Here is a 26,116-nt window from a genome sequence, read left to right as displayed (position 1 = left end):
GTGACCAGCCAAACAAGTGTAAAAACCCTGCTCATTCTGGGTGCCTCAGGCGATCTGACGGGACGCCTCCTGCTCCCGGGACTGGCCCGGCTGGTGGCGAGCGGCCGCGCCGATGGCCTGACCCTGGTGGGCGCCGGCTCCGATGCCTGGACGCCGGACCAGTGGCGGGCCAGGGTCCACGAAGCCTTCGCCCCCGCCGCGGAGGCCGCCGACGCGGCTGGCAAGAAGGCACTCACGGCCTTGGCGAAGGCCAGTCCCTACCACCAGCTGGATGTTACGGCGGACGGAGCCCTGGCGGCATTGTTGGCAGGCCTGGAAGGCCCCACCGCGATCTATTTTGCGCTGCCTCCCCATGTCAGCCAGCTGGCCTGCGAGTCCCTGCACCGTGACCAGGTTCCGGCCGGAACACGGCTGGTGATGGAGAAGCCGTTCGGCGCAAGTGTTGCCTCGGCCCGTTCCCTCAATCACACACTCGCCGCGCTGGTGCCGGAGGACCACATTCACCGGGTGGACCACTTCCTGGGCAAGGCGACGGTGCTCAACATCCTGGGCCTGCGCTTTGCGAACAATTTCCTGGAACCCGTCTGGAACCGCGAGCATGTGCAGAAGGTCGAAATCATCTTCGACGAGGACCTGGCACTGGAGGGAAGGGCGCGGTATTACGACCACGCCGGCGCCCTGCGCGACATGATCCAGAGCCACCTGCTGCAGATCATGGCCCTGATGGCCATTGAGCCGCCGGCCACCATCGGGGAGCGGGACCTCCGGGACGCCATCGCCGCCGTGCTCCGCGCCAGCAGCATCAGCGCGCCGTACGCGAACTCCACCCGCCGGGCCACGTATACGGCGGGTTCGATTGCCGGCCGGAATGTCCCGGACTACGCGCAGGAAGAAGGGGTGGACGCAGCCCGCGGGACAGAGACCCTGGCGGAAGTCCGGGTGGACATCGACAACTGGCGCTGGAAGGGGGTCCCGTTCATCCTGCGGTCGGGCAAGGCCCTCGGGGTGAAACGCAAGGAAGCCGTGGTCACGTTCCGCCCTGTCCCGCATCTGCCGGCAGGATTCACCGGCGTGGACTCCCCCAACCAGCTGCGGATCGGGTTCGGGCCGGATACCCTGGCGTTCGACGTCGACGTGAACGGCCCCGGCAGCATCTTCAGCCTGAGCCGCACAACGCTGAATGCGGAGCTCAGCGCTTCTGCATTGCTGCCCTATGGCGAAGTGCTGGAGGGCGTCCTGAGCGGCGACCCGCTGCTCTCGGTGCGCGGCGACACCGCGGAGGACTGCTGGCGGATTCTTGAACCGGTGCTGAAGGCCTGGCAGCGGGGCACGGTGCCGCTGGAAAAGTACGACGCCGGATCGGCCGGACCCGCCGGATGGCCAAGTTCCGCGGCGGCTGGCTAAGGCTGGCCGGCTAAGGCTGGCTGGCTGAGCGGCGGCTCTGTAGGCCCCAAACAAACAGAGCGGGCAGGGAGCCTTTCGAGGTTCCCTGCCCGCTCTTTCGTTTGGAACAGTCTGCTTTGCCGATCAATCAGCTTCCGGAACTGCTAGATGGCGGCAACGCCGCGTTCTCCCGTGCGGACCCTGACTGCTTCGAAGACGTCCACGGTCCAGACCTTGCCATCGCCCGCGCGGCCCGTGTTGGAGCTGGCGATGATGACGTCCAGGATGTCATCTGCCTGTTCGTCCGTGGCGAGGACTTCAACCCGGATCTTGGGCAGGAGGTCCACGTTGTATTCAGCTCCGCGGTAAACCTCTGTGTAGCCTCGCTGGCGGCCGTAGCCGCTGGCCGCGCTGACCGTCAGCCCCTGGACGCCGTAGGACTCCAGGCCTTCCCGGATGGCTTCGAGCTTCTCCGGGCGGACGATAGCTGTGATCAGTTTCATGCTTCCACGCTTTCCTTGCCCGCTGCCGGTTCGGTCTTCTTGGCGCCGGCTGCTCCGCCGTCAGTGGCCGTTCCCTTGCCCGTGATCAGTTCGTGGAGCGGCTGAAAGCTCCCGCCGTGGCCGCCCACTCCGAACTCGTACGCCGTCTCGGCGTGCAGGCTGAGGTCAACACCAACAACTTCCTGCTCCTGCGAGACGCGGAAGCCCATGGTCTTGTGGATGGCGTAGGCGATGATCGCCGTGAGGATTGCCGAGTACGCGATGGCGATGCCTGCTGCTGCGAGCTGGGCCCAAAGCTGGGCCGGACCGCCGCCGTAGAAGAGGCCGCCGCCCACACCGTCGGTGGGGAGTGCGATGAAGCCCAGGGCAACCGTTCCGATGACGCCGGAGACCAGGTGCACGCCCACAACATCCAGGGAGTCATCGAAGCCCCAGCGGAACTTGAGACCGACGGCCAGGGCCGAGGCGACACCGGCGATGACGCCGAGGCCCAGAGCGCCCACCGGGCTGACGTTGGCACAGGCCGGGGTGATGGCGACCAGGCCGGCAACCACACCGGAGGCAGCACCAAGTGAGGTGGGGTGGCCATCGCGGATGCGTTCGGTGACAAGCCAGCCGAGCATTGCCGCGGCCGGGGCTGCGAGGGTGTTGACCCAGATCAGGCCGCCCTGCTCAGCAGTGGTGGCGGCGCCGCCGTTGAAGCCGAACCAGCCGAACCACAGGATGGCTGCACCGAGCATTACGAACGGGATGTTGTGCGGGCGGTGGTTCGGGTCCTTGCCGAAGCCGCGGCGGTTGCCGATGATCAGGACCAGTACGAGGGCTGCCACACCGGCGTTGATGTGGACCACGGTGCCGCCGGCGAAGTCGATGGCCGGGCCGAGGGCCTGGCCAATGGCGCCTTCCGGGCCGAAGAGGCCCCCGCCCCAGACCATGTAGGCCAGGGGGCAGTAAACGAGGGTGACCCAGACGGGGACGAAGACGGACCAGGCGCCGAACTTGGCACGGTCAGCGATCGCGCCGCTGATGAGGGCGACGGTGATGATGGCAAAGGTGGCGGCGTAGCCGACCTTGATGAGCCCGTCCGGGGTGGTGATGCCTTCAAGGCCGAACGTGGCGAACGGGTTCCCGACAATCTGCAGGAAGCCCTCGCCGGAGCTCATCGAAGCGCCCCAGAGGACCCAGACCACGCCGACCATGCCGATGGAGATGAAGCTCATCATCATCATGTTCAATGCAGCTTTGGCGCGCGTCATGCCGCCGTAGAAAAATGCCAGACCTGGTGTCATGAACAGCACGAGTGCTGCTGCCACCATGAGCCATACGTGACCTGCGGTAAGTTCCATGGTGCACGTCCTCCCTATGATCGATGCTGCGGAGTGCTCCGCCTTACTAACGCCTTTTGCGTCCTGCATCGAGTCTGTCCCCGCCGTGTTTCGCCCGCGGAGGATTTACATTGCCGGATTGTTACAACAACCTCCCGGAAGTAAATGGTGCATATCTGGCTTGTTACGGTTATGTTTCACCACTGCCGCCGGCCACCGGCTGCCTACCTTGCAAGGATCCCCGCCCCATGACGGCAACATCACGCGTGAGCCGCGCCACAACACGGATCTTGTCCGTTATCCGCCCGCAGAGGCCCACGCTTCCGCGCGACATCAAGGTGATGCTCGCTGCGGCGTTCCTGATTGCACTCGGTTTTGGTCTGGTGGCACCGGTCTTGCCCCAGTTCGCCACCACTTTCGACGTCGGGGCAACGGCCGCCGCCGTGATCGTGAGCATCTTCGCCTTCATGCGGCTGGTGTTCGCGCCGGCGGGCGGGGCCCTGATCGGCCGATGGGGTGAGCGGCCCGTATATGTGGCGGGGCTGCTGATTGTGGCGGTATCAACGGCGGCGTGCGCTTTTGCCCAGGACTATTGGCAGCTGCTGGTCTTCCGGGGGCTCGGCGGCGTGGGCTCGGTGATGTTCACGGTGGCCTCCATGGCCCTTGTGGTGCGGCTGGCGCCGCCGGAAAGCCGGGGCAGGGTATCCGGCGCTTACGCGTCCGCGTTCCTGATCGGCAGCGTCCTGGGCCCGGTGGTAGGCGGGCTGCTCGCCGGATTCGGCTTGCGGGTGCCGTTCCTTTGCTACGCCGCCGCGCTGATCCTTGCTGCCGCGGTGGTGCAGACCCAACTCAGCCACGCGCCGTCCGCGGACCGGTCCACAGTGGGCCGCGCCCCGGACATGCGCTTCGCCGAGGCCTGGGGAATTGGTGTGTACCGCTCGGCGTTGCTGTCCAGCTTCGCCAACGGCTGGGCCACATTTGGTGTGCGGATGGCCACCGTCCCGCTGTTTGCCGTTGCTGCGCTGGGTGCCGGTCCCGAGGCCGCCGGCCTTGCGCTGGCCGTTTTCGCCGCGGGCAATGCCGCCGCACTGACGTTCTCCGGCCGGCTGGCGGACAGCCTGGGCAGGCGGCCGTTGATGGTCGTGGGGCTCCTGGTCGCCGGGCTCGCCACGGCCGCCATCGGCTTCACGTCCCACCTGGGCTGGTTCCTCGCCGCGTCGGTTGTGGCCGGGGTGGGGTCCGGCCTGCTGGGACCTGCCCAGCAGGCCGCCGTCGCGGATGTCATTGGCAATGAGCGGTCCGGCGGGCGGGTCCTGGCGGCCTACCAGATGACCTCGGACGTCGGGGCCATTGCCGGACCGGTGCTGGTGGGCGTCCTGGCGGACCGGCTCGGCTACGGCTGGGCATTCGGCGTCACCGGCGGTGTGCTGGTGCTGGCGGCGGCCTGCTGGTCCGTGACGCGCGAGCCGCTGAAACGCATCGAGGGGTGAGGTCCGCTGCTAAAGCCTGCGCTTAGCGGCGGGAACTCACCCCTCGTTGGTGTCGACCCGGTGTAGACCCGGTCCCTAGACGACCCTTCTATGGTGGCGAGTCAAGCCATGAGTGTCTGGAGTTGGCGGAAGATCTGTCTTGCGATGAAGCGTTTGAGGCAGCGGCGGATTTCCCGTGGGCTCTTTCCTTCCGCGGTGCGCCGCCCGATGTAGGCGCGGGTGGCGGGGTCTGTGAGGCTTCGGGTCCTGGCGACGACGTCCAGTGCGCGGTTTAGTTGCCGGTCACCGTAGCGGTTGAGCCGGTGCCTGTTCGTGTTGCCCGAGGACGCCGGGACGGGGCTGGCGCCGGCGAGGGCTGCGAAGGCCGCTTCCGAGCGGACCCGGCCGTGGTGCGAGTAGGCGGCGAGGATGATCGCCGCGGTCACCGGGCCTACCCCTGAGATGTCCAGGATTCCCGGGGCCATGAGCTGGACACGTTCGGCAAGGGCCCGCTGGTTGTCCTCCAGCTCCGCGCCGAGGGTGATGACGGCGGAGGCGAGGCGACGTGCCTCTGCCCGTGCGACGGCGGCGGCAGCTCCGTCGCCCTGTCTTGCCCGCCAGCCCTGGACCGTCCTGACCTGGGCAGCGGTCAGCGGGGAGCGTGCGTCGATTCCCAGATCGAGGGTTCGCAGCAGGGCGGTCAGAGCGTTGCGCGCACCGGTCCGCTGGGTGTCCATCGAGCGCCGGGCGGCCAGAAGGATTCGAAGTGCTTCCCTGAGACCCTCGGCCCTGGGGCTGACGAGTTCGGTCGTGGCCGATCCCAGGACGGTTCGGGCCGCGGCGACGGCGTCGATCGCGTCGGATTTGCCATGGGCGCGGCGGGATTGCCGCCGGGGCGGCCTGGCCTCGCAGACAGCGAAGCGCTCCACCTCGAGCAGACGCGTCAGCCTTGCCCCGTAGGAGCTCGTCCCCTCAACCGCGACCAGGACGTTCCCGGTGGGGGTGCGGCGCCGTATCCATTCCACTGCCCGGCTCATGCCTGCCCCGGTGGTGGGAAACGTGCTGGTCCCGATCACCGCGCCCGTGGAGGCGGCGAGCATTGAGAATGTGTGGGTCCTGGCATGTGTGTCCACGCCGACGACGTGTGCGTACTGCTCTGCGACTATGGTCATTTGTTTGCTCCTGTCCGAAGAGGTCCGGTCGGAACCAGCCAGGAGGATCACCCTGAGGCAAATCTCTAACGAGTCACGCAGCACCACCGTGGCGAAGCGGACAGCCTTCTATCAAGCCATCGGAGTGGGCCGGCTGCTCCCGGGCCCTCCGGGCGGACAGGTCGTCTATAAGACACCGCATGGCGGGTCAGATATGAAGGGAGTCACGCCCGGCGGTCCCGGAAAGCAGTCTGCCAACCAACCTCGGGCTGGTCACTACCTATTAGAGATATGACTGTGGTGGGCTGGCCCTGAGATAGGACTGGAACCTCGGGTTCAAAGAGTTTCGTGGGTTGCCGGTCCGTCTTTCCGCACGAAGGTGCGGGGTGTGGACTGGTAGAGCCACATTTGAACGTCTGGAGGTTCCAGCCATGAATCAGCGTACTTACGTCGGTTTGGATGTCCATGCCCGCAGTGTGAAGGGCTGCGCGATCGACCGCGAGACAGGCGAGATCCTGCGCCAGAGCCTGGCGGCCAGCGATGCCGGGGTAGCCGAGTGGGTGTCAGGATTGCCAGGCCCGGTCCTGGTTGTCTATGAGGCAGGCCCGACGGGATTCGGGTTGGCCAGGCTCCTGGCTGCCGCCGGTATCGAGTGCTTGGTCGCCGCACCGTCCAAGCTGCAAAGGCCCTCCGGAGACCGGGTTAAGACTGATGCCCGCGATGCCGAGCATCTGGCTCGGTTGGCCCTGCTCGGGCAGATATCTCCGGTACGGGTTCCGGGCCGCGCGGATGAGGCTGCCCGTGATCTGGTCCGTGCCCGCGAGGACGTCCGCGCGGATCTCATGCGGGCCAGGCACCGCGTCTCAAAGCTCCTGCTGCGCCACGGCCTGGTCTACTCCGGCGGCCATGCCTGGACCGACGCCCACCACACCTGGCTGCACCGGCAACACTTTGACGACCCTGCACTGCAGGCCGCCTACGAAGCCGGGCTCGAGACAGCGGAGTTGACGCTGGACCGCAGAAACCGGCTGGACGCGAAGATAACCTCTCTGGCGGCAACTGACCGGTATGCCCCGGTGGTCCACTCCCTGATGTGTCTGCGCGGAATCTCGGTGCTGACCGCGTTCGGCCTGGCGGTGGAAATCGGCGACTGGACCCGCTTCACGGGCAGCACCATCGGTGCATACCTGGGCCTGGTCCCCTCGGAGCACTCCTCGGGCGCCTCCCGGTCCCAGGGGGCCATCACCAAGACCGGGAACACCCACGCCCGCCGTCTGCTGGTCGAGGCCGCCTGGCACCACCGCCGCCCCTACACCAATGCCAGCCGTGACATGCGCTCCCGCTGGGACGCAGCCGACGAAGCGTCCCGGGTCCGCGGCCACCAAGGCAACCACCGACTCCACCACAAGTGGGAGCAGTTCGAAGCCCGGCACAAACGCCGGGTCATCGCCAACGTCGCCGTCGCCCGCGAACTGGCCGGCTGGTGCTGGTCCCTCGCCGCCCCGGTACAACAGGAACAGCCATGGACGAATGAATAGACGTGCGCCGTTCCCGGCCCGACCCGGACCGCTCGGCAGCGTGGAGGAGACCCGCGACTGAACTATGGACAACCGGCAAACGCCGGTGACGCCCGACATTCCTAGACCAGCGGCACCCCTCCAGCCGAACACCTCGTCCTGCGGTAACCAACCCGCGCATATCAGTCTGACAGCGCCCCCCGTCGATCACGACGCGCCAGCCAACCGGACCAAGCAGGGAACGGACACAAAAGAGCGGTCCAAGACAAACCAGCCTTGGACCGCTCACCCTTGCCCTCTTGACAAGGAACACCTACATATCAGTTCAGCAGGGCGTCGACAAAGCTCTCAACTTCGAACGGAGCCAGGTCATCGGCGCCTTCGCCAAGACCGATCAGCTTGACCGGCACGCCGAGTGACTTCTGGATGGCCACCACGATGCCACCCTTGGCGGTCCCGTCCAGCTTGGTCAGGACGATGCCGGTGATGTTCACTACCTCGGAGAAAACGCGGGCCTGGTTCAGGCCGTTCTGGCCGGTGGTGGCGTCCAGCACCAGCAGAACCTCATCCACCTCGGCCAGCTTCTCGATGACGCGCTTGACCTTGCCGAGTTCGTCCATGAGGCCGGTCTTGTTCTGCAGGCGGCCCGCCGTGTCAATCATGACAACGTCGACTTCCTGCTCAATGCCCGCCTTGACCGCCTCATAGGCGACGGACGCCGGGTCCGCGCCGTCGACGTCGGACTTCACGGTGGGAACACCCACACGCTGGCCCCACGTGGCCAACTGCTCCGCGGCTGCCGCGCGGAACGTGTCCGCCGCGCCCAGCAGGACGTCCTTGTCCTCGGCAACGAGCACGCGGGCGAGCTTGCCTACGGTGGTGGTCTTGCCCACGCCATTGACGCCTACCACCAGCACGACGGCCGGCTTGTCCGCGTGCCGGTCGGTGCGCAGGGCGCGGTCCATCGTGGGATCCACGAGCTTGATCAGTTCCTCGCGGAGCAGCGCCTTGACCTGCTCAGGGGTCCTGGTGCCGAGCACTTTCACGCGCTCCCGCAGGGCGTCGACCAGCTGCATGGTGGGTTCAGTGCCGAGGTCGGCCAGCAGGAGGGTCTCCTCCACTTCGTCCCAAACGTGTTCATCGATCTTGTCGCTGGACAGCAACGCGAGCAGGCTCTTGCCGAGGATGTTGTTCGACCGGACCAGGCGCTCACGGAGGCGGGTCAGGCGGCCGGCAACGGGAAGGGGCGTCTCAACCTGGATGGTTTCCAGGCCCGCCACGTCATCAGGTACATCGGTGACTTCGACGTCTTCGAGGTCGACGCCGGCGGGAGCGTTGCGCTCGGCCGGAACCACCGGCGCGTCCTCGAGCAGTGTTCCCCCGCCTTGCGGGGTGGCGGGATCATTGGCGTCGCGCGTCCCGGGGTACTGGGTGATGTTCTTCCGCGTCTTCAACAGGACCGGGATCAGCCCGCCAATAACCGCCAGGGCAGCAACAATGGACAGAATAATGGGGAGGATGTCATTCACTCCCCTAGCTTCTCACAAACGCGGCAGGCGTTCGGGGCTGCCACCTGCGCGGACGCTAGACGTCGGCGCCCAGCCGCTGGCTGATGACGGTGGACACACCGTCCCCGCGCATGGTGACGCCGTACAGCGCATCAGCCACTTCCATGGTCCGTTTCTGGTGGGTGATCACGATCAGCTGGCTCGACTCCCGGAGCTCTTCGAAGATCGTGATGAGCCGGCCGAGGTTGGTGTCATCAAGGGCCGCTTCAACCTCGTCCATCACATAGAACGGCGAGGGGCGGGCCTTGAAGATGGCCACCAGGAGGGCGACGGCGGTGAGCGACCGTTCGCCTCCTGACAACAACGAGAGCCGCTTGATTTTCTTGCCGGCAGGTCGCGCTTCGACTTCGATTCCGGTGGTGAGCATGTCCGAAGGGTCTGTCAGGACCAGCCGGCCTTCGCCGCCAGGAAAGAGGCGCTCAAACACGTGGACGAACTGGTCCCGGGTGTCCTCAAAGGCCTCGGTAAAGACCCGCTGGACGCGGTCATCCACTTCCTTGATGATGTCCAGCAGGTCCTTACGGCTGGATTTCAGGTCCTCCAACTGGGTGCTGAGGAACTGGTGGCGTTCCTCCAGGGCCGCAAACTCCTCCAGCGCCAGCGGGTTGACCTTGCCCAGGGCTGACAGGTCCCTCTCGGCTTTCCGGAGGCGCTTCTCCTGCTCCTCGCGGACAAAGGGCTTGCCTTCGGGGACCGGTGTGCCGTCGTCGTCCACGGGTGTCCGCAGTGCCGCCCATTTGTCCCCGCTTTCCTCCGCGGGGACGGGCACGGGAACGTCCGGGCCGAAGTCCGCCACCAGCACGTCGGGGGTGATCCCGAGTTCCTCGATGGAACGTGTTTCCAGGGCTTCAATCCGTGCCCGCTGCTGGGCGCGGGCCAGTTCGTCCCGGTGAACCGAGTCGGTCAGCTCTGCCAGTTCGCGGGCAAGCGCATCATTGGTTGTCCGGGTCGCCAGCAGCGCACGGTCCCGCTCTTCCCGGTTCTCTTCGGCGAGGTCACGTTCATGCCGGGCCAGCTCAACAGAAACATCGATGAACCGGATTGCCAGCTCCACCGCAGCGGAGACGGCGGCCGCCCGTCTGGCCTGGATCCGACGGCGGCGCGCCCGTTCGGCTGCCTCTTCACGCGCCCGTCGTTCGGTGGCCGCTGCCCGCTCCAGCGAGAGAGCCCGGTTGCGGGTGGCGGTCAGCTGCTCTTCGGTGCTGCGCAGCGAGAGCCTCGCGTCCATCTCCGCAGATCTGGCCAGAGATGCAGCCAATGCGAGCGCATCGCGCTGTTCGGTGGAGGGTTCCTCTTCGGCCGGCGCCTCCTGCGCCGCAGCCAGCCGCGCCGCAACGGCGGCGAGCGCCTGTTCCTCGGTAGCAACATTGGCCTCGGCCCTGGCCAGCGAAGTGGCCAGCCTGTCGCTTTCGCCGACGGCGCTGCGCAGGATGGAGTTCAGGTGGCCGAGCTTTTCGGCCACGGCCGCGAGCCGGGCGTCAGAATCGTGCAGGCGGTCCAGGGCAGCCTCTGCCCTCGTCCGGGCCTCGGCGCGCCGGACCTCGGCGCCGGCCAGGGCGAACCTGTTCCGTTCCAGATCCGCGGTGACAACGGCCAGCCGGGCCTCAGCGTCGTCCACGGCGGCCTGCACCTCAAGCAAGGACGGCGCCTTCGCCGAGCCTCCAGTCACCGTGAGGGCGGTAAACACGTCCCCGGCCCGGGTCACGGCTGTCAGGTCCGGGCGTTCGGCAACCAGCATCCCCGCAGCATCCAGGTCTTCAACAACTGCCACCCCGGTCAGGAGCGCGGCCACGGCGGGTGCGGTCACGCCTCCGCCGGATGCCAGGTCCACAGCCCAGCGTGCGCCAGCCGGCAAGGGTCCGCCCGTGCCGGAGTTTGCGTCCCGCATGGGCACAGCAGACGCCAGCAGCAGGGAAGCACGCCCCGCATCGTCGTCCTTCAGAAGTTGCACCACGACGGCGGCCACGGCTGGATCCCGGACCACTATCGCTTCGGAGGCGTCGCCCAGCGCCGTGGCAATCGCCGTCTCATAACCCGGCTGAATGGTGAGGCCCGAGGCGAGCGTGCCCACAACGCCATCCAGCCCGGAGTTGAGGGCGTGCGCCGCGCCGTCTTTTCGGTTAAGGCCGAGCTGCAGTGCGTCCCGTCGGGCCGCGAGGGCGTCACGTTGGCGGACAGCTTCTCCCCCTGCGGAGGTCAGATCGGCAATGTCCTGGACGACGGCGTCGAGCTCTGCGCTGGCGTCCTCGTATTCGGCATCGAGGCTTTCCTCCCCCTCTTCGACCCCCGCCACCTGGGTTTCCAGGGCGGTGAACTCCGACTGGGCGCGGCGGCGGCGTTCCTGTCCGGCGGCGAGTGATTCCCGCAGCCTGCCCAGTTCGGCCTGCGCTGATTCAACCCGCGATCTTGCCGCACCAACTTGTCCGGCAAGTTTCGCCAGGCCCTCGCGCCGGTCCGCTGCGGCCCGCAGGACGGCAGTGAGCCTTTTTTCCTCGGCAGACGCCTCGAGTTCGGCCCCGGTCTTCGCAGCCGTCGCTGAGTCCAGCGCGCTGCGCCGGTCCAGGATGTGGCGCTCCAGCTCCGTCAGCTCGTCCCGGACCCGGACGGCCTGCCGTTCCAGCTGCTCAGGATCCCTGCCCGAGTACGGTTCAGCATCAACGGCGCCCAGCAGCCGGCCGCGTTCCTGGGCCAGTGAGCCCAGCGAACGGAGCCGTTCCCTGGAAGCGGAGAGCCGGTACCAGGTATCCCGCGCGGCGTTGAGCTTTGGCGTGGCCTCGGCGGCGAGCTGTTCCACAGCTGCCTGCTGGCGGCGCCCCTCCTCCAGCTGCTGCTCCACTACGGCACGGCGGGCCTTCAGCGCCGTTTCGTCAGCCACGTCCTGCTCGAGTGAACTCTGCTGCTGGACGAGGTCGTCGGCCAACAGCCGTGCGCGTGCGTCCCGGACATCGAACTGGACCCGCTGGGCGCGGCGCGCCACATCAGCCTGCTTGCCGAGTGGTGTGAGCTGGCGCCTGATCTCCCCCGTCAGGTCGCTCAGCCGTTGCAGGTTCGCCTGCATGGCCTCAAGCTTGCGGACCGTTTTTTCCTTACGGCGGCGGTGCTTGAGGATCCCGGCCGCTTCCTCGATGAAGCCGCGGCGGTCCTCCGGAGTGGCGTGCAAGACCTTGTCCAGCTGCCCCTGGCCCACGATGACATGCATTTCCCGGCCCATACCGGAATCCGAGAGCAGTTCCTGGATGTCGAGCAGACGGCAGCTGGCGCCGTTAATGGCGTATTCAGAGCCCCCGGTGCGAAAGAGGGTCCGCGAGATGGTGACCTCGCTGTATTCGATGGGCAGCGCCCCGTCAGCGTTGTCGATGGTCAGGGACACATGGGCCCGGCCCAGCGGCGGCCGCCCGGAAGTCCCGGCAAAAATGACGTCCTCCATTTTGCCGCCGCGGAGCGTTTTGGCTCCCTGCTCCCCCATCACCCAGGAGAGGGCGTCCACCACGTTGGACTTGCCGGAACCGTTCGGCCCCACCACTGCCGTGACTCCGGGCTCAAAATCGAAGGTCGTGGCCGACGCAAACGACTTGAACCCACGGACGGTAAGGCTTTTGAGGTGCAAGGTGTTTCTGGTCTCCTGAATGGCTGAAGCGGCTGCTTTGCTGCCCCAAATCTACTGCGTCCCTGCGGGTTTCCACGGATTTCCGGGTGTCTGTCCCTGCACCGGGCAGCGCCCGATCACGGCCGGCAGGGCGACGGCGGCCTACCAGCGGCCGTTGCGCGGGCGCGGCTGACAGACCGGGCAGGTGTAGGACGAGCGGTTCATGAACAGCTCGCGGCGGAGTACGGAGTTAATCCCGACGGCGGCACAACGGCTGCAGGGTCTCCCTTCCCGCCCGTAGGCGTTCAGGGCGCGGTCGAAGTAACCAGAGGCCCCGTTGACGTTGACGTACAACGAATCAAAGCTAGTACCGCCGGCGGCAAGTGCGTCCAGCATGACTTCGCGCGCGCTGGTGATGAGCCGTTCGGCGTCGCCGCGTCGCAGCGTATCGGTGGGCCGGGCGTAATGCAGTTTTGCCCGCCACAGGGACTCGTCGGCATAGATGTTGCCGATGCCTGATACGAGACCCTGGTCCAACAGGGCGCGTTTGAGGCCCGTCTTGCGCTTCCGCAGCCGGCTGTAAAAAAGGTCAAAGGAAAACGCCGGATCCAGGGGATCCCGGGCGATGTGGGAGGCTTCCTCGGCGATGAACGCAACGGGAGATTCCGCCTGGCCCCCCGGGCCGCCGTCGTCCGTGGGAACCATGCCGGTGACGAACAGCCCGCCGAAAATCCGCTGATCCACAAACCGGAGCTGTTCAGGCATACTGGCCACGGGACTCAGGCGCAGCCTGACCTTGAGGTGTTTCTCGTCGGGCACGTCCGCGTCCTGCATCAGGAGCTGGCCGCTCATCCCGAGGTGGGCCATCAGTGCGACGGTCGGCGTGCCAGTGGCGCCGGGTGTCTCACTCAGCGGCATCCAGAGGAATTTTCCGCGGCGCACCACGTCCACAACCGTGGCACCCTGGAGGTTGCCTCTGAAATCCTCGGCGCCCAGGGCATGGCGGCGGAGCGAACGCGGGTCCAGCACGTCCACCGATGTGATGGTCCGGCCGCGGACCCAACTCACCAGTCCGCGGCGGACTACTTCGACTTCAGGCAGTTCGGGCACGGCTCAGCCTAGACGCTGCGGGAGGACTCTGGTGATGCGCCCTCCGCCGCTGAGGCCACGGCGGCTCCCGCGCTTGGGGAGAGCTGCCGCCAGGCGTCCGCGGCAGCTTCCTGCTCCGCTTCCTTCTTCGAATGGCCCGACCCATTGCCGTATGGCCTGCCGCCGATATTCAGGACAGCCGTGAAAGTACGGGCGTGGTCCGGCCCGTCCCCCTCCACGGCGTAGTAGATAGTACCCATCTGCCGGCTGGCTGCCAGTTCCTGGATGCTGGTCTTCCAGTCCGTGCCGGCGCCGAGTGCGCCCGCATCCTTAAGGAGCGGACCAATCAGGCGCATGACCAGCTGGCGGGCAGTCTCAATGTCGTTGGACACGTAAGTGGCACCAATGAGTGCCTCCATGGTGTCCGCCAGGATGGAGGCCTTGTTCTTGCCCTCGGTGAGCTTTTCGCCCTGCCCCAGGTAGATATAGTCCCCGATGCCCAGGCTGCGGCCGATGCCGGCGAGGGCGCGCGTGCTGACAACCGCAGAGCGGCGTTTGGCGAGGTCGCCTTCGGGCAGTGTGGGGTTGTCCCGGTACAGGGCATCGGTCACGGAGAAGCCCAGGATGGAGTCGCCCAGGAATTCGAGCCGCTCGTTGGTGGGGATGCCGCCGTTTTCGTAGGCGTAGGAACGGTGTGTGAGAGCAAGACGAAGCGTCCCGGCGTCAATGGAGACACCGAGACGCTTCAGAAGCTCTTCAGTTGAAGACATCATGTCAGCCAAAGCGGCCGATTAGACGTCTGCTACCTTGCGGCCCTTGTACTCAAGGAACAGCGCGGTGCCAGCCGAGTCGGTAACGACCTTTGCCTGGTGCGGCAGGCTGTAGGTAACCTGGCCGTTTTCGACAGTCTTCACCAGGTGGGGGGCAGTTGCCTTCCACTGGGAGCGGCGGGCGCGGGTATTCGAGCGAGACATTTTCCGCTTCGGGACAGCCACGGCTAACTCATTTCTCTCTAGACAAACACGTACAAATCAGTTTTGCCGGTCAGGCTTAGCCAAGTCGGCTAGGGCAGCCCAGCGAGGATCTACGATCTCGTGGTGATGCCCCGGCTCGTCTTCCAGGCGGACTCCACATTCGGAGCAAAGGCCCTGGCAGTCTTCCCGGCACACCGGCTGGAACGGCAGCATGGTTACAACTGCGTCCCGCAACACCGGCTCAAGATCGATAACATCGCGCTCGACTCGATATTGCTCTTCTTCGTCTTCTTCGTCCGAAAGCACAACGCCCTCGTAGAAGAAAAGTTCTTGCACATTGACCTCAAGGTCATACGCAAGGGGATCCAGGCATCTGCCGCATTCGCCTTTTACTTCGGCGACCGCGGTTCCTGATACCAGGATTCCTTCGTGTACGGCCTCAAGCCTCAGATCCAGCTCGATGTCCGAGCCTTCCTGAACGCCAATGAGTGCCACACCAAGATCACTTGGTGCGGGTACATGTTCCTTCAGTGTCCGCATGCTGCCCGGGCTGCGCCCGAGATCCTTGACGTCGAACGCCAAGGGCGAACTAGCATCTCGTTTAATGAGAACTCCTGTTGAACATATGACCGACGTACCATCTTAGCCTGAAGAACCGCAGGGACTCAAACCAGGCGACGGACGGCCGTCGAAGTACCGGACCAGCCTACCCTCTTGGCGGCTGATCGGGCGCAGACCCGCCCGCGAGCAACCTTTTATGTACCGACCGGGGCACATAGTCGGACACGCTGCCACCCAGACCGGCCACCTCTTTGATCAGGGTGGATGACAAATGCAGGTAGTGCGCCTCCGCCGGCAGGAACACCGTTTCCACGCCGCTGAGCTGGCGGTTCATCGTGGCCATCGGAAGTTCGTAGTCGAAGTCTGAGGATGAGCGGAGACCTTTGACGATCGCGGAGACACCCCGCTGGCGGCAGTACTCGGCCAGGAGACCGTCGCCCACCGGTTCCACCACAATGCCTTTGAGGGATGCCAGGGTTTCGCGCGCCATATCCAGACGGTCCCCCAGGCTGAACATGTACTTCTTCGCATAGTTGGTCGAAACCGCCACGATCACCTCATCGAAGAGGCCGGCGGCACGGGCGATGACCTCGAGATGGCCGTTGTGAATGGGGTCAAAGGATCCGGGGCAGACAGCGCGTCTCATGCACCGAACCTACCGCATGGGACGGCCGGGATACCATGACTGGATGCATCCACCACGGGACCTTTCCATGCCCAGCGTGCCTGCCCCGTGGCAGCGCACCGCCTCAGGCGCCAATCTGCTGGGACCTGCCGGCCAACTGGGCGTCACCATCTTCGAAGAGATGACCACGCTGGCGGCGCAGACCGGCGCCATCAACCTCGGGCAGGGCTTTCCTGACGAGGACGGACCGCGGGAAATCAAGGCGGCCGCGATGGCCGCCATCGAAGCCGGGGCCAACCAGTACGCGCCCGGCAAGGGCATCCTGGAACTGCGTGAGGCCGTGGCTGCCCACCAGGAGCGGTTCTACGGGCTGGCCCCGGACCCGCACACAGAGGTCATCATCACTACCGGCGCCACAGAGGGGATCGCCGCAACGTTGCTGGCGTTCGTCGGCCCTGGCGATGAGGTGCTGACGTTCGAACCGTTTTATGACTCGTACGGCGCCGTCATCGGCCTGTCAGGCGCCACTCACGTCACCGCCCCGCTGCTGGCTCCCGACTTTTACCCGGACATGACGGCCATGGAGGCGGCCTTCACCGACCGCACGAGGGTGGTGCTGTTGAACAACCCGCACAATCCCACCGGCGCCGTCTTCCCCCGCCATGTTCTGCAGCGCGTCGTTGAGCTTGCCGCAAAGCATGACTGCCTCATCATCACCGACGAGGTGTACGAGCACCTCACCTTCGGCGCCAGGCACATTCCTGTCGCCACCCTGCCGGGTGCAGCGGAGCGGACCATCACCATCTCGTCCGCCGGAAAGACCTTCTCCTTCACTGGCTGGAAGATCGGTTGGCTGACCGGCCCGGACCATCTGGTGGCGGCTGTCCGGACGGTCAAGCAGTTCCTGACTTACAGCTCCGGTACACCGTTCCAGGCGGCCATTGCGACCGGCCTCGCACTGCCGGATGAGTTTTACCAGGGCGTTGCGGCCACTCTCCAGAAAAAACGGGACATCCTCAGCGAAGGCCTTCGCGCCGCAGGATTCGACGTTTACACGCCGCAGGGAACCTATTTCGTCAACGTGGACACCGCACCCCTTGGCATTGGCGACTCCGTGGACCTGGCCCGCAGGCTGCCCGGACTGGTGGGAGTGGCCGCGATCCCCGTCCCCGTCTTCTGCCACCCGGAGGGCGCGGAACGGACACGGAGCCTGCTCAGATTTGCGTTCTGCAAGAAAGTGGACCTTCTCGAGGAGGCCGCCGCCAGGCTGGCGACCCTCAGCGGAAAGCTCTGATGGCGGAGCCCGGCGGCACGCGTTCCACGCGGTTCCTGCGGACCACGGGACAGCACGCGTCCATCGAGCCCGATGCTTTCACCGACGGCGGCTACGTGCTGAGCATCGGCGGGGCCGAGCAGTCCCATGTTAACCTGGCGCATCCTGAGGAGATCTTCTACGAGTACCTGCGACGGATCGGCCACATTGTGGACCTCGCCGCTCCCGAAGGCCGGCCAATCACCGCGCTCCATCTTGGGGCCGGAGCCCTGACCCTTGCGCGCTACATCCAGGCGACGAGGCCCGGATCCGTCCAGTATGCGGTGGAGCTGGAACGCGAGCTCCTCGACTTTGTCCTGCAGCAACTCCCCCTGCCTGACGGTACCGACCTGCACACCGTCATCGGCGATGCGCGCGACGCCCTGGCGGACCTGGACCCGGCACTTCAGTTCGACGTCGTGATCCTGGACATCTTTTCGGGTCCGGAAGCCCCGGCCCACATCGCCTGCGAGGAGTTCTACCAGGAGGCCCGTGCACGCCTTGCACCGGAAGGCTTGCTGATCGTCAACGTGGGCGATGAACCCGGCCTGACCCTGGTACGAAGCCAGGCCGCCGCCATGCGTCGCGCCATGACCGACGTGGCGGCCTTCGCCGAAACCGGGATGTTCGCGGGCCGCTACCCTGGCAACATCATCCTCGCCGGAACGCAGGCGCCCTGGCCCGAAGCCTGGACAGCCGAATTGACGGCACGCGGCCCCCACCCCGCGGTGGTTCTCGCCGGCGTGGACCTGGATAAGCTGGCCGGCTGAGCCGCGGACTCCCCGCGTCCCAGGCGTACCGGGCCGGGCCCTAAACCTGCTTCGGCGACTGCTCCTCAAAAACAACGTCCGGCGTGATGGCGTCCGGCACAAATGGCTCCGCGAACCAGAGCCGCGTTTCGCCGTACTTCTTCTCGGCAAACCGTTCCAGGCCGGCGGGCCAGAACGGCTCCGGTGAACGCGAGGACCGCTCCACCACTACCACGGCCGCCGGAACCAGATGATCGGCGAGTTTGCCCAGCACCGCCGACAGGGCAGGGTCATCCAGCGGATAGGGCGGGTCCAGGAACACCAGGTCCCAGCTGGCCGTCTCCGCCGTGCGCTCCAGGAAGGACTCCACCTTGGACCGGTGGACGGTCACTGCCTTGCGGCCCAGCACGCCGTTGATCAGGTCCGCGTTGCGTTGGCACACGGAACTGGCCTTGGCATCGAATTCCACGAGGTCGACGGCCTCAGCGCCCCGGCTGCCGCTCTCCACGCCCAACGATCCGGACCCTGCGTACAGGTCCAGGACCCGTGCACCGGCAATGATCCCGAATGCGTCGAGCCGGGAGAACAGTGCTTCCTTCACGCGGTCGGTAGTGGGCCTAGTCAGGGAGCCGGGGACGCTGACGAGGGGGGTCCCGCCTGCGGCGCCCGCGATGATGCGGCTCATGGCCGCCTCCTATCCGCGCTCAAGGAACGCCTCCTTCTCGGGGTTCAAGTACTCGTCAATGGCCTCCGCCAACCGCGGATGCCGCGCCAGGGTCGGATCCGAGCCCACAATTTCCTGGGCGTCCTGGCGCGCCTGCGCAATGATGTCCTCGTGTTCCAGCACGCGCAGCAGTTTCAGGGTGGAGCGGCCGCCGGACTGCGACGCGCCCAGGATGTCGCCCTCGCGGCGCAGCTTCAAATCCTCCCGCGACAGCTCGAAGCCGTCGGTGGTTGCCGCCACGGCATCGAGCCGGCGCCGGCTCGGGTGCCCGCGTTCGAGGTTGGTGACCAGCAGGCACGTTCCGGGAAGCCCGCCACGGCCCACCCGGCCGCGCAGCTGGTGCAGCTGGGAAATGCCGAAGCGGTCGGCGTCGAGGATCACCATCAAGGTGGCGTTATGGACGTCGACGCCGACTTCGATAACGGTGGTGGAGACCAGGAGCTTGGTCCGGTTGGCGGTGAAGTCGGCCATCGCGGCGGACTTCACTGCGGTGTCCAAACGGCCGTGCATCGGCCCAAGGGGCACACCTGTCAGGGCCGCCTCCTGCTGGAGATGTTCGACGACGGCGGTCACCGACGCGAGCTCCCGCCCACCGCTGTCGCTCGCCAGGTCAGCCGCGGAAGGTTCCGCTTCCCCCGGGCTGAAGTCGCCGTCGTCGTCCGTTCCGATCCTGGGGCACACCACGTACACCTGGTGCCCGGCGTCGATCTCCTCGCGGGAACGGGACCAGATGCGGTCTGCCCAGCCGGGGTTCTCGGCGAGGCCCACCACATGCGTGGAAATCGGCGCCCGGCCGGCCGGGAGCTCGTCCAGGACGGACGTTTCGAGGTCGCCGAAGACCGTCATGGCCACGGTGCGTGGAATGGGCGTGGCCGTCATGACCAGCAGGTGCGGCGGTTTGTTCGCCTTTGACCTGAGGACGTCCCGCTGCTCCACACCGAACCGGTGCTGTTCGTCCACCACGATCAGGCCAAGGTCGTAGAACGCGACGTTGTCGCTGAGCAGCGCGTGCGTGCCGATCACAATCCCGGCGGCGCCGGATGCGGCGTCCAGCATGGCCCGTTTCCGGGCGCCGGTGGGCATGGAGCCGGTGAGGAGGGTGACCTGCACCGCCCCTTCGGCCAGGCTGCCCAGCAGCCCGTCCGCGGACAGCATCGGGTCGCGGGACAGGGAGCCCAGGGTCCGCCGGATGGATTCGAAGTGCTGGGCGGCGAGGACCTCGGTGGGCGCCAGGAGGGCCGCCTGCCCGCCGGCATCCACTACCTGCAGCATGGCCCGCAGCGCGACGATGGTTTTGCCCGAGCCGACCTCACCCTGCAGCAGCCGGTTCATGGGGCTGTCCTGCGCCAGCTCCGTGGCCAGCGTTTTTCCGACGGCGGCCTGGCCGCCGGTGAGCGTGAAGGGCAACTGCCTGTCGAACGCCGCCAGCAACCCGTCGAAGGCCGGGCGCCGTGCCGTGGCTTCCTCGGCCGCAAGCTGGGCACGGCGCCGCGCCAAGGCCGCCTGCAGGACCAGGGCCTCCTGGTAGCGCAATCGCTCCTGGGCCTTCATCCAGTCGGCCTGCGATTCCGGCCTATGGATGAGCCGGTAGGCCTCGGCCACGGGAAGGAATTTCTCCCTACGGGCCACCGCCTCCGGCAGCGGATCCGGCAGGGCATCCAGATCCACGGTTTCCAGGAGCGTGGCGATGACTTTCTGAATCGACCAGCTGGTGAGCTTTGCGGTGGCCGGATAGACCGGGATGGGCATCGCGGCGAGCTTTTCGGGGTCCATGGCCGGCATGTCCGGGTCCTCGTCGAGGAGGTGGAAGTCCGGGTTGGTCAAGCCCAGGGACGCTCCGTAGCGCGTCACCTTGCCGGAGAACATCACCCGCCGGCCCGGCAGGAGCTGCGCCTGTGCCCGGTGTCCGCTAAAAAAGGTGATCTTGAGAGTTCCGTGCCCACTGCCGGGGCCGACCGCGGAAAGGCGCGGACGGCCGTGGGAGGCGGCGTCGTCGGTGATCACAACGTCCGTGATGGAACCACGCCGCGTATGCATCTTGCGCGTGCTGCTGGAGAGCACCCGCGCAAAAAGCGTGACCTCTTCATCCAGCGGCAACTCGCTGATGGGCGTCAGTTCACCGCGGTTCAGGTAGCGGCGCGGGAAATAGTTCAGCAGCCCGCCGACCGTGGTGATTCCCAGGTGCTTCTCAATAGCCGACGCTGACCGCTTCCCGATCAGGCGTTCCAGGCCCAGGCCCAGTTCAGCGCTCATGCCCACTGGAGTTCACCGGAGCTGGTTCGGGTTCGCGGGCCAGGGCGAGTTCGCTGACCGAAATGTCGCTGGGCTCGCCGAGGGAACGGATCAGGGCCACCGCGGGTGCGGCGTCGGGGACGTGCACGTGGACCCGCCACCGGTAACTGCCCTCGGCATCGGCCAAACTGTCCACCTGGCTCATGATGACGGACTCGCCGACCTCGTCGAGCCGCTGGCGCAGCGTGGCCGCGCTGAGCGGCGAAAGGCTGATTGTGCACATAACCTCAACGCCGTCGTCGTCCGGCATATCAGTGTGGATGTGGGGGTCCTGGACGTCGAAGCCGTGCAGCCCGTCGAGGAGTTCGCCCTGCAGTTCTTCGCCCAGGACGGCGGAGCGGAGGCAGTCGAGGATGAGCAGCATGCCAACGCCCCCGGCATCAACCACATGCGCGGCTTCAAGGGCCGCCAGCTGGCTCTCGGTGTTGACCACTGCTTTCAGTGCGCCGTTGACGGCAGCGTCGAGGGCTTTGCCCAGGGCTTGGTTGCTGTCGTCGCCGTTGTGGCCGGCGTCCACTGCCGCGGCGGCGCGCGCGGCAGCCTCCATGACTGAAAGCATGGTGCCGGGTACGGGATCGCTTAACGCTGACCAGGCCCGGATCTGGGCGCGGTTCAGGGCGGCGGCCAGAAGGGTTGAGGTCAGGCGCGTATGACCGGCCAGGGGCTCAGCCGCGGCGCAGAGGAAGACTGAGAAGAGGGTTCCGGAATTGCCGCGGGCCTGCTCCATCGCGGCCCTGCCGGCACGCGCCAACACTGCGCCGACATCCGCCTGGCCGGCGGCTGCGGGGACTGCGGCACCTTGGCCCGCCGGGCCGCTGTGCAGGGCACGGGCGGCCGCCCGAACCGTGAGGTAAAGGTTGGTGCCGGTGTCACCGTCCGCCACGGGGAAGATGTTGATGGCATTGAGGCGGTCGCTGTGGTTGGCAATGGCGGTTTCAGCCTTGTCCAACCACCGCTTCATCGCTTGCGCGTTGGCGGCAACCTTAGTCTGCAAAGTGATCCCATCCCCCGGTGCCAACGGCGTGGCCCGCAATTGTGACGCCCGGATGCGAGGAGCCTTCCGGGGCTTGTACTGAGCCTATCGCAGTGAATCCGGCAGGCAGCTGAACGCCGGCCGGGAATGTGGCCAGTAGCCCGTGGTCCTCTCCCCCGCCCAGCACCCAGGCCATGGGATCAGCTCTGAGAAGGTCCGACGCCGGACGCAGGGCTTCCGCGAGAGGCTTTAACGCCGCGGGGTCAAGGTCAAGGACGACGCCGCTGGCGGCGGCGAGGCGGCCACCGTCGCGCACCAGGCCGTCCGATATATCCAGCATGGCAGTGGCTCCGGCTGACCTGGCCAGCGGCCCCGCGGACAGTGGCGGCCGTGGCCTGCACTGCACTTCCACGAGCGCCCATTGCGCGGGCGCCAGGGATTGCACAGCAGCCTCTGCTTCCAAGAGCGCAAGCCCGGCCGCGGCCCGGCCTACCGTACCGGCCAGGGCCACAACGTCGCCGGCACGGGCCCCCGACCGCAGGACCGCGTTGCCGCCAGCCAATGAGCCCAGCACGGCGACCGTCACGGAGATTTCCCTGCCGCGGCCCAAGTCGCCTCCCGCCACCGAACAGTCTGTTGCCCCGAGTTCCCGGATTCCCGCAGTCAGGCCGTCGGCCAGGTCCGCCACCCAGCTGACAGGGGTGTCGGGCGGCAACGTCAGGCTCACCACCAGCGACGTGGCCACGCCGCCCATGGCGTTGATATCGCTGAGGTTCTGGGCCGCCGCCTTCCATCCGACGTCGAAGCCCGTGGTGCGGTACCCGTTGGGCCATTGGAGCCGGAAGTCCTGGTCCTGCACCTGTGTATCGATGCTGATTACTGTCCTGCCATCCGGAGCGGCGATAATGGCGGCATCGTCTCCCGGGCCAAGCAGGGTTGCCGAACCGTGCGTTCCGGCCATTTCCAGCCGCGGAAAGATCCGGGCCAGGAGTTCGGCTTCGGACAGCGCGGCGACAGTCAGCGTTTCTTCAGTCAACGGAATTTCAGGCACGCCCCTACGCTACAGCGCGGCAACGACATTGCTGAGGGACAAGGCCGTCCGGGTCCCGCAAGGGGCTTGGATGGTCAGCTATCCAAAATGACATTACAAGGTAAGACCGTGTACCAGAGTGCGGGCGCCAGAGGAATCGCCGCCTCATGCAGCCCGGGATTTGCCGCGCATTGATCGCGGGCCAAGGTCAGGCCCTCTGCCCATTCGGGCCCGGTCGCCCGCGCCGGAAGTGCCGGAAAGTAGTTTACTGACAGGAAGATGAGCATCAGGGCCGGAGCCCGGAGAGAACGGAGAGATTCTTTGTTTCTCATGGCACCTGCTCGCTCTTTAGCAACTGCCCACGACGCCGGAACCATAATCAGGAGAAACATAGAGGGAGCAGCGGCATACCGAAAGAACTTGAACTTACTCAGCCAGTCTTCCTCTGTGAAATTTGCGAAATCGAATTCCGGCGATACATTAAGCACGACCGCCGCGGTCCAGCAAACTGCTGCGGCACCAAAAGAATACACGCCTACGAATTTCCATTTAAGGCTCCCGAAAACGAGAACATAAATAAGGAGGCACGATATCACGGCGACTGGGATGAGAGCTGCGTAGGCACCGAAGTTAACGATGCTGGAGGCCACGCTGCGTTCGTCCGTCTCCCACAGAGAGGTCATAGCCTGCAGCCCAAAACCGTAGAAAACTGACAACGGCTCCAGCGCGTCCACCTGCGGCAGAGACGCGTAGCGAGGCTTGCTCGCCGTTGCCATTAGCTGGCAAACCAATCCGGCAACCAGTCCTATGGGGGCCGCGTATTGCCTACGTCGGAAACATTGCCAAAGCGCGAGGGGCAAAAAGATCCCGGAAATAATTTCGGTGGTTGCTGCTGCAAAGGTCACGATCAAGAGAACCGCTTTGCCTTTCCACCGGGACGGCTCGTAGATCAGCAGCCAGGGAACAAGCCATAACATGTACCAGTGCAGATTGGCCGCATTGCCTAGAACTTCAAGTGGTCCAACTGGAACAAATACAGGAATCAGGGCCAGCATCAACCGAATTTCCCGGCTGTCCACTAGGGCAGCGGACAAATGAAATACCGCAACGGAAATACTTGCAACGACGGCACAACTAAAGAATGACATCAGGACGGCACAAGACTCCAGGGGCCCGGCCAGATAGGAGATCGCAGATATGAGGCGGGGGATCGTATGCAGGTAGCCTGCATACGGCTCTCCAATGCTGGCCAACGGACCGATAACGACTGTTTCCCTAAGAAAGACAGTGCCATCTTCGGCCCAGATGGTCCCACGGGTCACTTCTGGCAACCGCAGCCAGGCAACATAGCTGAGTGCTACTACCGCACCGATATACCCGATTACGGTCAGTATCCGCTTTCCTGGGAGGCCCCGCCCTACACCTGCCGTTTCGGCGCTATCGGCAGACTCTACATTCATAGTTTTACTCATCGGGACAACAGCATATAGTCCTTTGAGGCCGCCGTTTGCCCGGCGCTGACTTGTTGGTGCACGGGTCCCCGTCGGTCGGGAAGGCGATTGGCGCGACAAACGGTATGAAGAGATGATGGATGTCATGCAGACTGACCCTCCAGCCGAAGACAGACGACTGGTCCGTGAACCGAGAGTCCACAGGTCCAGACTCCTCATCGGGGTGGCAGCAAGTCTACTGACAGGGGTTTCACTGTCCGCCTGCGCCCCGGCTGTGGATGTCACCGCCGGAGGCGACGCGGCGAACCCGGCCTGCGCTCCGATGATGGTGGCCCTTCCTGACGCCATCGGCGATGCTGCCCTGAGGAAAACCAACAGCCAGGCCACCGCCGCCTGGGGGGACCCGTCTCAGGTGATCCTGCGCTGCGGCGTCAACGTTCCAGGCCCGACGACGGACCGGTGCGTGAGTGTCAACGGCATCGACTGGGTTATCAAGGAGGGCGATCCGGTGTGGACGCTGACTACCTTCGGCCGCGAACCCGCCACGGAAATCCTGATGGATCCGGAGAAGATCAGCTCCGCAACTGTGCTGGCGGATCTTTCCGCCTCAGCCGGAAAGATCCCGGCCAGCCGGAACTGCGTGGGTCAGGAAGACCTGCAGAACCTGCCCTCCAGCAAGTAGGTCTAGCGCAGGCCGGTCTTCCGGTTCAAGGCCAGATGGATCAGCTCATCAATCAGGTCCGCGTAGTTCAGGCCTGATGCTGCCCACATCTGCGGGTACATGCTTTTGGGCGTAAACCCGGGCATGGTGTTGATCTCGTTGATGATCAGTTCGCCGTCGGGCGTGTAGAAGAAGTCCACGCGGCTCAGGCCTTCCGCACCCACAGCGTCGAAGGCAGCTGCTGCGAGTTCCCGGACCCGCACGATGGCTTCGTCGGGAATGTCGGCGGGGCAGCTAAGCGCGGCGGCGTCGTCCTCAACATACTTCGCGTTGAAATCGTAGAATTCGTGCGTTCCGGCAGCGACGGAAATTTCGCCCGGCATGGACGTCCGGGGGGAATCGGTCCCGCGTCCTTCCAAGACCGCGCACTCAATCTCACGCCCTACGATGCCAGCCTCGATGACCAGTTTGAGGTCATGGCGCCGGGCTTCCTCGACGGCGGCGTCGAGTCCCTCGAGCGAGTCCACTTTGGAGATCCCCATGGACGAACCCGCCCGCGCCGGCTTGACGAACACGGGAAAGCCGAGCTGGTCCACCTGCTTGCGGACGGCCTCCGCGTCCTTGACCCACTGGCGGTCCGTGACGGCAATGTAGGGCCCCACGTGCAGCCCGGCGGCCTCGAACACAACCTTCATGTAGTGCTTGTCCATGCCCACAGCCGACGCAAGCACGCCGGCGCCGACGTAGCGAGTGTCGGACAGTTCCAGGAGCCCCTGGATGGTGCCGTCCTCGCCAAAGGGACCATGGAGAAGGGGAAATACGACGTCCACCGTCCCGAGTTCCTGCGGTATCTGGTTGGGTGAGGCGACGATCAGCTGGTGCTCGCCGCCGATCTCGGCCAGTGTCACCGTTTCCGACGACGGCGGGACCTCCGGCAGCGACGACGCGGACAGCGACCACTGGGCGGTATCCCCCGCAGCCAGCACCCACTGCCCCGACTTGGCGATGCCGATGGGGATGACATCGTACTTGTCTTTGTTGATGGCGCCCAGGACGCCGGCGGCGGTCACGCAGCTCACGGCATGTTCACTGGACCGGCCACCAAAGAGGACCGCGACGCGGGGTTTGGCCCGGGGGGCGGAGTCCGCTGCGGTCAGGTTATCGTCGGACATC

Annotated in this window: 22 protein-coding genes; 6 read left to right on the top strand and 16 right to left on the bottom strand. The window is 65.8% G+C overall.

The genetic code is table 11. The features are described from left to right. Positions 1–1,404, top strand: coding sequence for a glucose-6-phosphate dehydrogenase (locus tag AU252_RS19360; protein ID WP_058932110.1), 1,404 nt, complete (start codon positions 1–3; stop codon positions 1,402–1,404). Between the two features lie 143 nt (positions 1,405–1,547). Here the strand turns inward: AU252_RS19360 and AU252_RS19355 are convergent, their stop codons facing one another. Both AU252_RS19355 and AU252_RS19350 read right to left on the bottom strand, forming a co-directional pair. Beyond that, positions 1,548–1,886: a P-II family nitrogen regulator gene (locus AU252_RS19355; RefSeq protein WP_056349123.1), complete on the bottom strand. Its 339-nt coding sequence runs from the start codon at positions 1,884–1,886 to the stop codon at positions 1,548–1,550. Next, positions 1,883–3,232: an ammonium transporter gene (locus tag AU252_RS19350; protein ID WP_058932109.1), complete on the bottom strand. Its 1,350-nt coding sequence runs from the start codon at positions 3,230–3,232 to the stop codon at positions 1,883–1,885. Before AU252_RS19350 ends, AU252_RS19355 begins: the two co-directional genes overlap by 4 nt. A 227-nt stretch (positions 3,233–3,459) precedes the next feature. Here AU252_RS19350 and AU252_RS19345 point away from each other — a divergent pair, with 227 nt between their 5' ends. After that, positions 3,460–4,701: an MFS transporter gene (locus AU252_RS19345; RefSeq protein ID WP_058932108.1), complete on the top strand. Its 1,242-nt coding sequence runs from the start codon at positions 3,460–3,462 to the stop codon at positions 4,699–4,701. A 101-nt stretch (positions 4,702–4,802) separates the two neighbouring features. Here AU252_RS19345 and AU252_RS19340 read toward each other — a convergent pair whose 3' ends face one another. After that, a complete protein-coding gene (locus tag AU252_RS19340) occupies positions 4,803–5,852 on the bottom strand; it encodes an IS110 family transposase (RefSeq protein WP_058929710.1) in 1,050 nt (349 codons plus the stop codon). Between the two features lie 410 nt (positions 5,853–6,262). Between AU252_RS19340 and AU252_RS19335 the strand changes: the two genes are divergently transcribed. Beyond that, positions 6,263–7,369, top strand: a complete 1,107-nt coding sequence (locus AU252_RS19335) for an IS110 family transposase (protein WP_058932107.1) — start codon at positions 6,263–6,265, stop codon at positions 7,367–7,369. Positions 7,370–7,668: 299 nt separating this feature from the next. On the opposite strand, the gene ftsY is transcribed toward AU252_RS19335, so the two are convergent. From ftsY to coaD, 7 genes are all read right to left on the bottom strand, one after another. Continuing rightward, positions 7,669–8,877 (bottom strand): signal recognition particle-docking protein FtsY, encoded by a 1,209-nt coding sequence (ftsY, locus tag AU252_RS19330; RefSeq protein ID WP_058932106.1) that lies wholly within the window; start codon positions 8,875–8,877, stop codon positions 7,669–7,671. 55 nt (positions 8,878–8,932) lie between these two features. Beyond that, the gene (gene smc / locus AU252_RS19325) at positions 8,933–12,523 is read right to left on the bottom strand and encodes a chromosome segregation protein SMC (RefSeq protein ID WP_058932105.1); all 3,591 of its coding nucleotides are present in this window, start codon (positions 12,521–12,523) and stop codon (positions 8,933–8,935) included. 141 nt (positions 12,524–12,664) lie between these two features. Next, positions 12,665–13,612, bottom strand: coding sequence for a bifunctional DNA-formamidopyrimidine glycosylase/DNA-(apurinic or apyrimidinic site) lyase (gene mutM, locus AU252_RS19320; RefSeq protein WP_058932104.1), 948 nt, complete (start codon positions 13,610–13,612; stop codon positions 12,665–12,667). A gap of 8 nt (positions 13,613–13,620) precedes the next feature. Continuing rightward, the gene (gene rnc / locus AU252_RS19315) at positions 13,621–14,361 is read right to left on the bottom strand and encodes a ribonuclease III (protein ID WP_058933065.1); all 741 of its coding nucleotides are present in this window, start codon (positions 14,359–14,361) and stop codon (positions 13,621–13,623) included. Positions 14,362–14,382: 21 nt separating this feature from the next. Then, positions 14,383–14,586 carry a 50S ribosomal protein L32 gene (gene rpmF, locus AU252_RS19310; RefSeq protein ID WP_009356569.1) on the bottom strand — a complete coding sequence of 68 codons (204 nt, stop codon included), beginning with the start codon at positions 14,584–14,586 and terminating at the stop codon, positions 14,383–14,385. Positions 14,587–14,622: 36 nt separating this feature from the next. Next, positions 14,623–15,147: a YceD family protein gene (locus AU252_RS23395; protein WP_082576166.1), complete on the bottom strand. Its 525-nt coding sequence runs from the start codon at positions 15,145–15,147 to the stop codon at positions 14,623–14,625. A gap of 124 nt (positions 15,148–15,271) precedes the next feature. Further along, entirely contained in the window at positions 15,272–15,772 is a 501-nt protein-coding gene (gene coaD / locus AU252_RS19295; protein ID WP_058932102.1) for a pantetheine-phosphate adenylyltransferase, read from the bottom strand. A gap of 43 nt (positions 15,773–15,815) precedes the next feature. On the opposite strand from coaD, the gene AU252_RS19290 reads away from it, so the two are divergent. Next, positions 15,816–17,045 carry an aminotransferase class I/II-fold pyridoxal phosphate-dependent enzyme gene (locus AU252_RS19290; RefSeq protein ID WP_240484232.1) on the top strand — a complete coding sequence of 410 codons (1,230 nt, stop codon included), beginning with the start codon at positions 15,816–15,818 and terminating at the stop codon, positions 17,043–17,045. Continuing rightward, positions 17,045–17,833: a spermidine synthase gene (locus AU252_RS19285; protein ID WP_167349847.1), complete on the top strand. Its 789-nt coding sequence runs from the start codon at positions 17,045–17,047 to the stop codon at positions 17,831–17,833. The genes AU252_RS19290 and AU252_RS19285 overlap by 1 nt, the downstream gene beginning before the upstream one ends. A gap of 40 nt (positions 17,834–17,873) precedes the next feature. On the opposite strand, the gene rsmD is transcribed toward AU252_RS19285, so the two are convergent. The 5 genes from rsmD to AU252_RS19260 form a co-directional block, all read right to left on the bottom strand. Continuing rightward, positions 17,874–18,497, bottom strand: a complete 624-nt coding sequence (gene rsmD, locus AU252_RS19280) for a 16S rRNA (guanine(966)-N(2))-methyltransferase RsmD (protein WP_058932100.1) — start codon at positions 18,495–18,497, stop codon at positions 17,874–17,876. Positions 18,498–18,506: 9 nt separating this feature from the next. Next, positions 18,507–20,789, bottom strand: coding sequence for an ATP-dependent DNA helicase RecG (locus tag AU252_RS19275; RefSeq protein ID WP_058932099.1), 2,283 nt, complete (start codon positions 20,787–20,789; stop codon positions 18,507–18,509). Beyond that, complete coding sequence (locus tag AU252_RS19270; RefSeq protein ID WP_058932098.1) at positions 20,779–21,789, bottom strand: DAK2 domain-containing protein; 1,011 nt, start codon at positions 21,787–21,789, stop codon at positions 20,779–20,781. Before AU252_RS19270 ends, AU252_RS19275 begins: the two co-directional genes overlap by 11 nt. Positions 21,790–21,811: 22 nt before the next feature. Beyond that, entirely contained in the window at positions 21,812–22,762 is a 951-nt protein-coding gene (gene thiL, locus AU252_RS19265; protein WP_240484417.1) for a thiamine-phosphate kinase, read from the bottom strand. Between the two features lie 164 nt (positions 22,763–22,926). Further along, on the bottom strand, positions 22,927–24,303 hold the full coding sequence (locus tag AU252_RS19260; RefSeq protein ID WP_157769017.1) for a hypothetical protein: 1,377 nt from the start codon (positions 24,301–24,303) through the stop codon (positions 22,927–22,929). A gap of 124 nt (positions 24,304–24,427) precedes the next feature. Here AU252_RS19260 and AU252_RS19255 point away from each other — a divergent pair, with 124 nt between their 5' ends. Beyond that, positions 24,428–24,964, top strand: coding sequence for a DUF3515 family protein (locus tag AU252_RS19255; protein WP_058933063.1), 537 nt, complete (start codon positions 24,428–24,430; stop codon positions 24,962–24,964). Positions 24,965–24,966: 2 nt separating this feature from the next. Here AU252_RS19255 and AU252_RS19250 read toward each other — a convergent pair whose 3' ends face one another. Further along, positions 24,967–26,115, bottom strand: coding sequence for a D-alanine--D-alanine ligase family protein (locus AU252_RS19250; RefSeq protein WP_058932095.1), 1,149 nt, complete (start codon positions 26,113–26,115; stop codon positions 24,967–24,969). Position 26,116 lies beyond the last annotated feature (1 nt).

Origin of the sequence: Pseudarthrobacter sulfonivorans, assembly GCF_001484605.1 — a bacterium.
Taxonomy (GTDB): Bacteria; Actinomycetota; Actinomycetes; order Actinomycetales; family Micrococcaceae; genus Arthrobacter; species Arthrobacter sulfonivorans_A.
The sequence above is the reverse complement of the archived record's forward strand: the minus strand, read 5'-3'. Positions and strand labels throughout refer to the sequence as shown.

Excerpts from the sequence above, each read along its gene's own strand:
- AU252_RS19345 (WP_058932108.1), top strand. The coding sequence starts at position 3,460 with ATGACGGCAACATCACGCGTGAGCCGCGCCACAACACGGATCTTGTCC.
- AU252_RS19340 (WP_058929710.1), bottom strand. The coding sequence starts at position 5,852 with ATGACCATAGTCGCAGAGCAGTACGCACACGTCGTCGGCGTGGACACA.
- coaD (WP_058932102.1), bottom strand. The coding sequence starts at position 15,772 with ATGAGACGCGCTGTCTGCCCCGGATCCTTTGACCCCATTCACAACGGC.
- AU252_RS19355 (WP_056349123.1), bottom strand. The coding sequence starts at position 1,886 with ATGAAACTGATCACAGCTATCGTCCGCCCGGAGAAGCTCGAAGCCATC.
- AU252_RS19255 (WP_058933063.1), top strand. The coding sequence starts at position 24,428 with ATGCAGACTGACCCTCCAGCCGAAGACAGACGACTGGTCCGTGAACCG.
- rsmD (WP_058932100.1), bottom strand. The coding sequence starts at position 18,497 with ATGAGCCGCATCATCGCGGGCGCCGCAGGCGGGACCCCCCTCGTCAGC.
- AU252_RS19335 (WP_058932107.1), top strand. The coding sequence starts at position 6,263 with ATGAATCAGCGTACTTACGTCGGTTTGGATGTCCATGCCCGCAGTGTG.
- AU252_RS19260 (WP_157769017.1), bottom strand. The coding sequence starts at position 24,303 with ATGAGTAAAACTATGAATGTAGAGTCTGCCGATAGCGCCGAAACGGCA.
- AU252_RS19275 (WP_058932099.1), bottom strand. The coding sequence starts at position 20,789 with ATGAGCGCTGAACTGGGCCTGGGCCTGGAACGCCTGATCGGGAAGCGG.
- AU252_RS19250 (WP_058932095.1), bottom strand. The coding sequence starts at position 26,115 with ATGTCCGACGATAACCTGACCGCAGCGGACTCCGCCCCCCGGGCCAAA.
- rnc (WP_058933065.1), bottom strand. The coding sequence starts at position 14,361 with ATGTCTTCAACTGAAGAGCTTCTGAAGCGTCTCGGTGTCTCCATTGAC.
- AU252_RS19270 (WP_058932098.1), bottom strand. The coding sequence starts at position 21,789 with ATGAAGCGGTGGTTGGACAAGGCTGAAACCGCCATTGCCAACCACAGC.
- AU252_RS19350 (WP_058932109.1), bottom strand. The coding sequence starts at position 3,232 with ATGGAACTTACCGCAGGTCACGTATGGCTCATGGTGGCAGCAGCACTC.
- AU252_RS19285 (WP_167349847.1), top strand. The coding sequence starts at position 17,045 with ATGGCGGAGCCCGGCGGCACGCGTTCCACGCGGTTCCTGCGGACCACG.
- AU252_RS19290 (WP_240484232.1), top strand. The coding sequence starts at position 15,816 with ATGCATCCACCACGGGACCTTTCCATGCCCAGCGTGCCTGCCCCGTGG.
- thiL (WP_240484417.1), bottom strand. The coding sequence starts at position 22,762 with ATGGCCGGAACGCACGGTTCGGCAACCCTGCTTGGCCCGGGAGACGAT.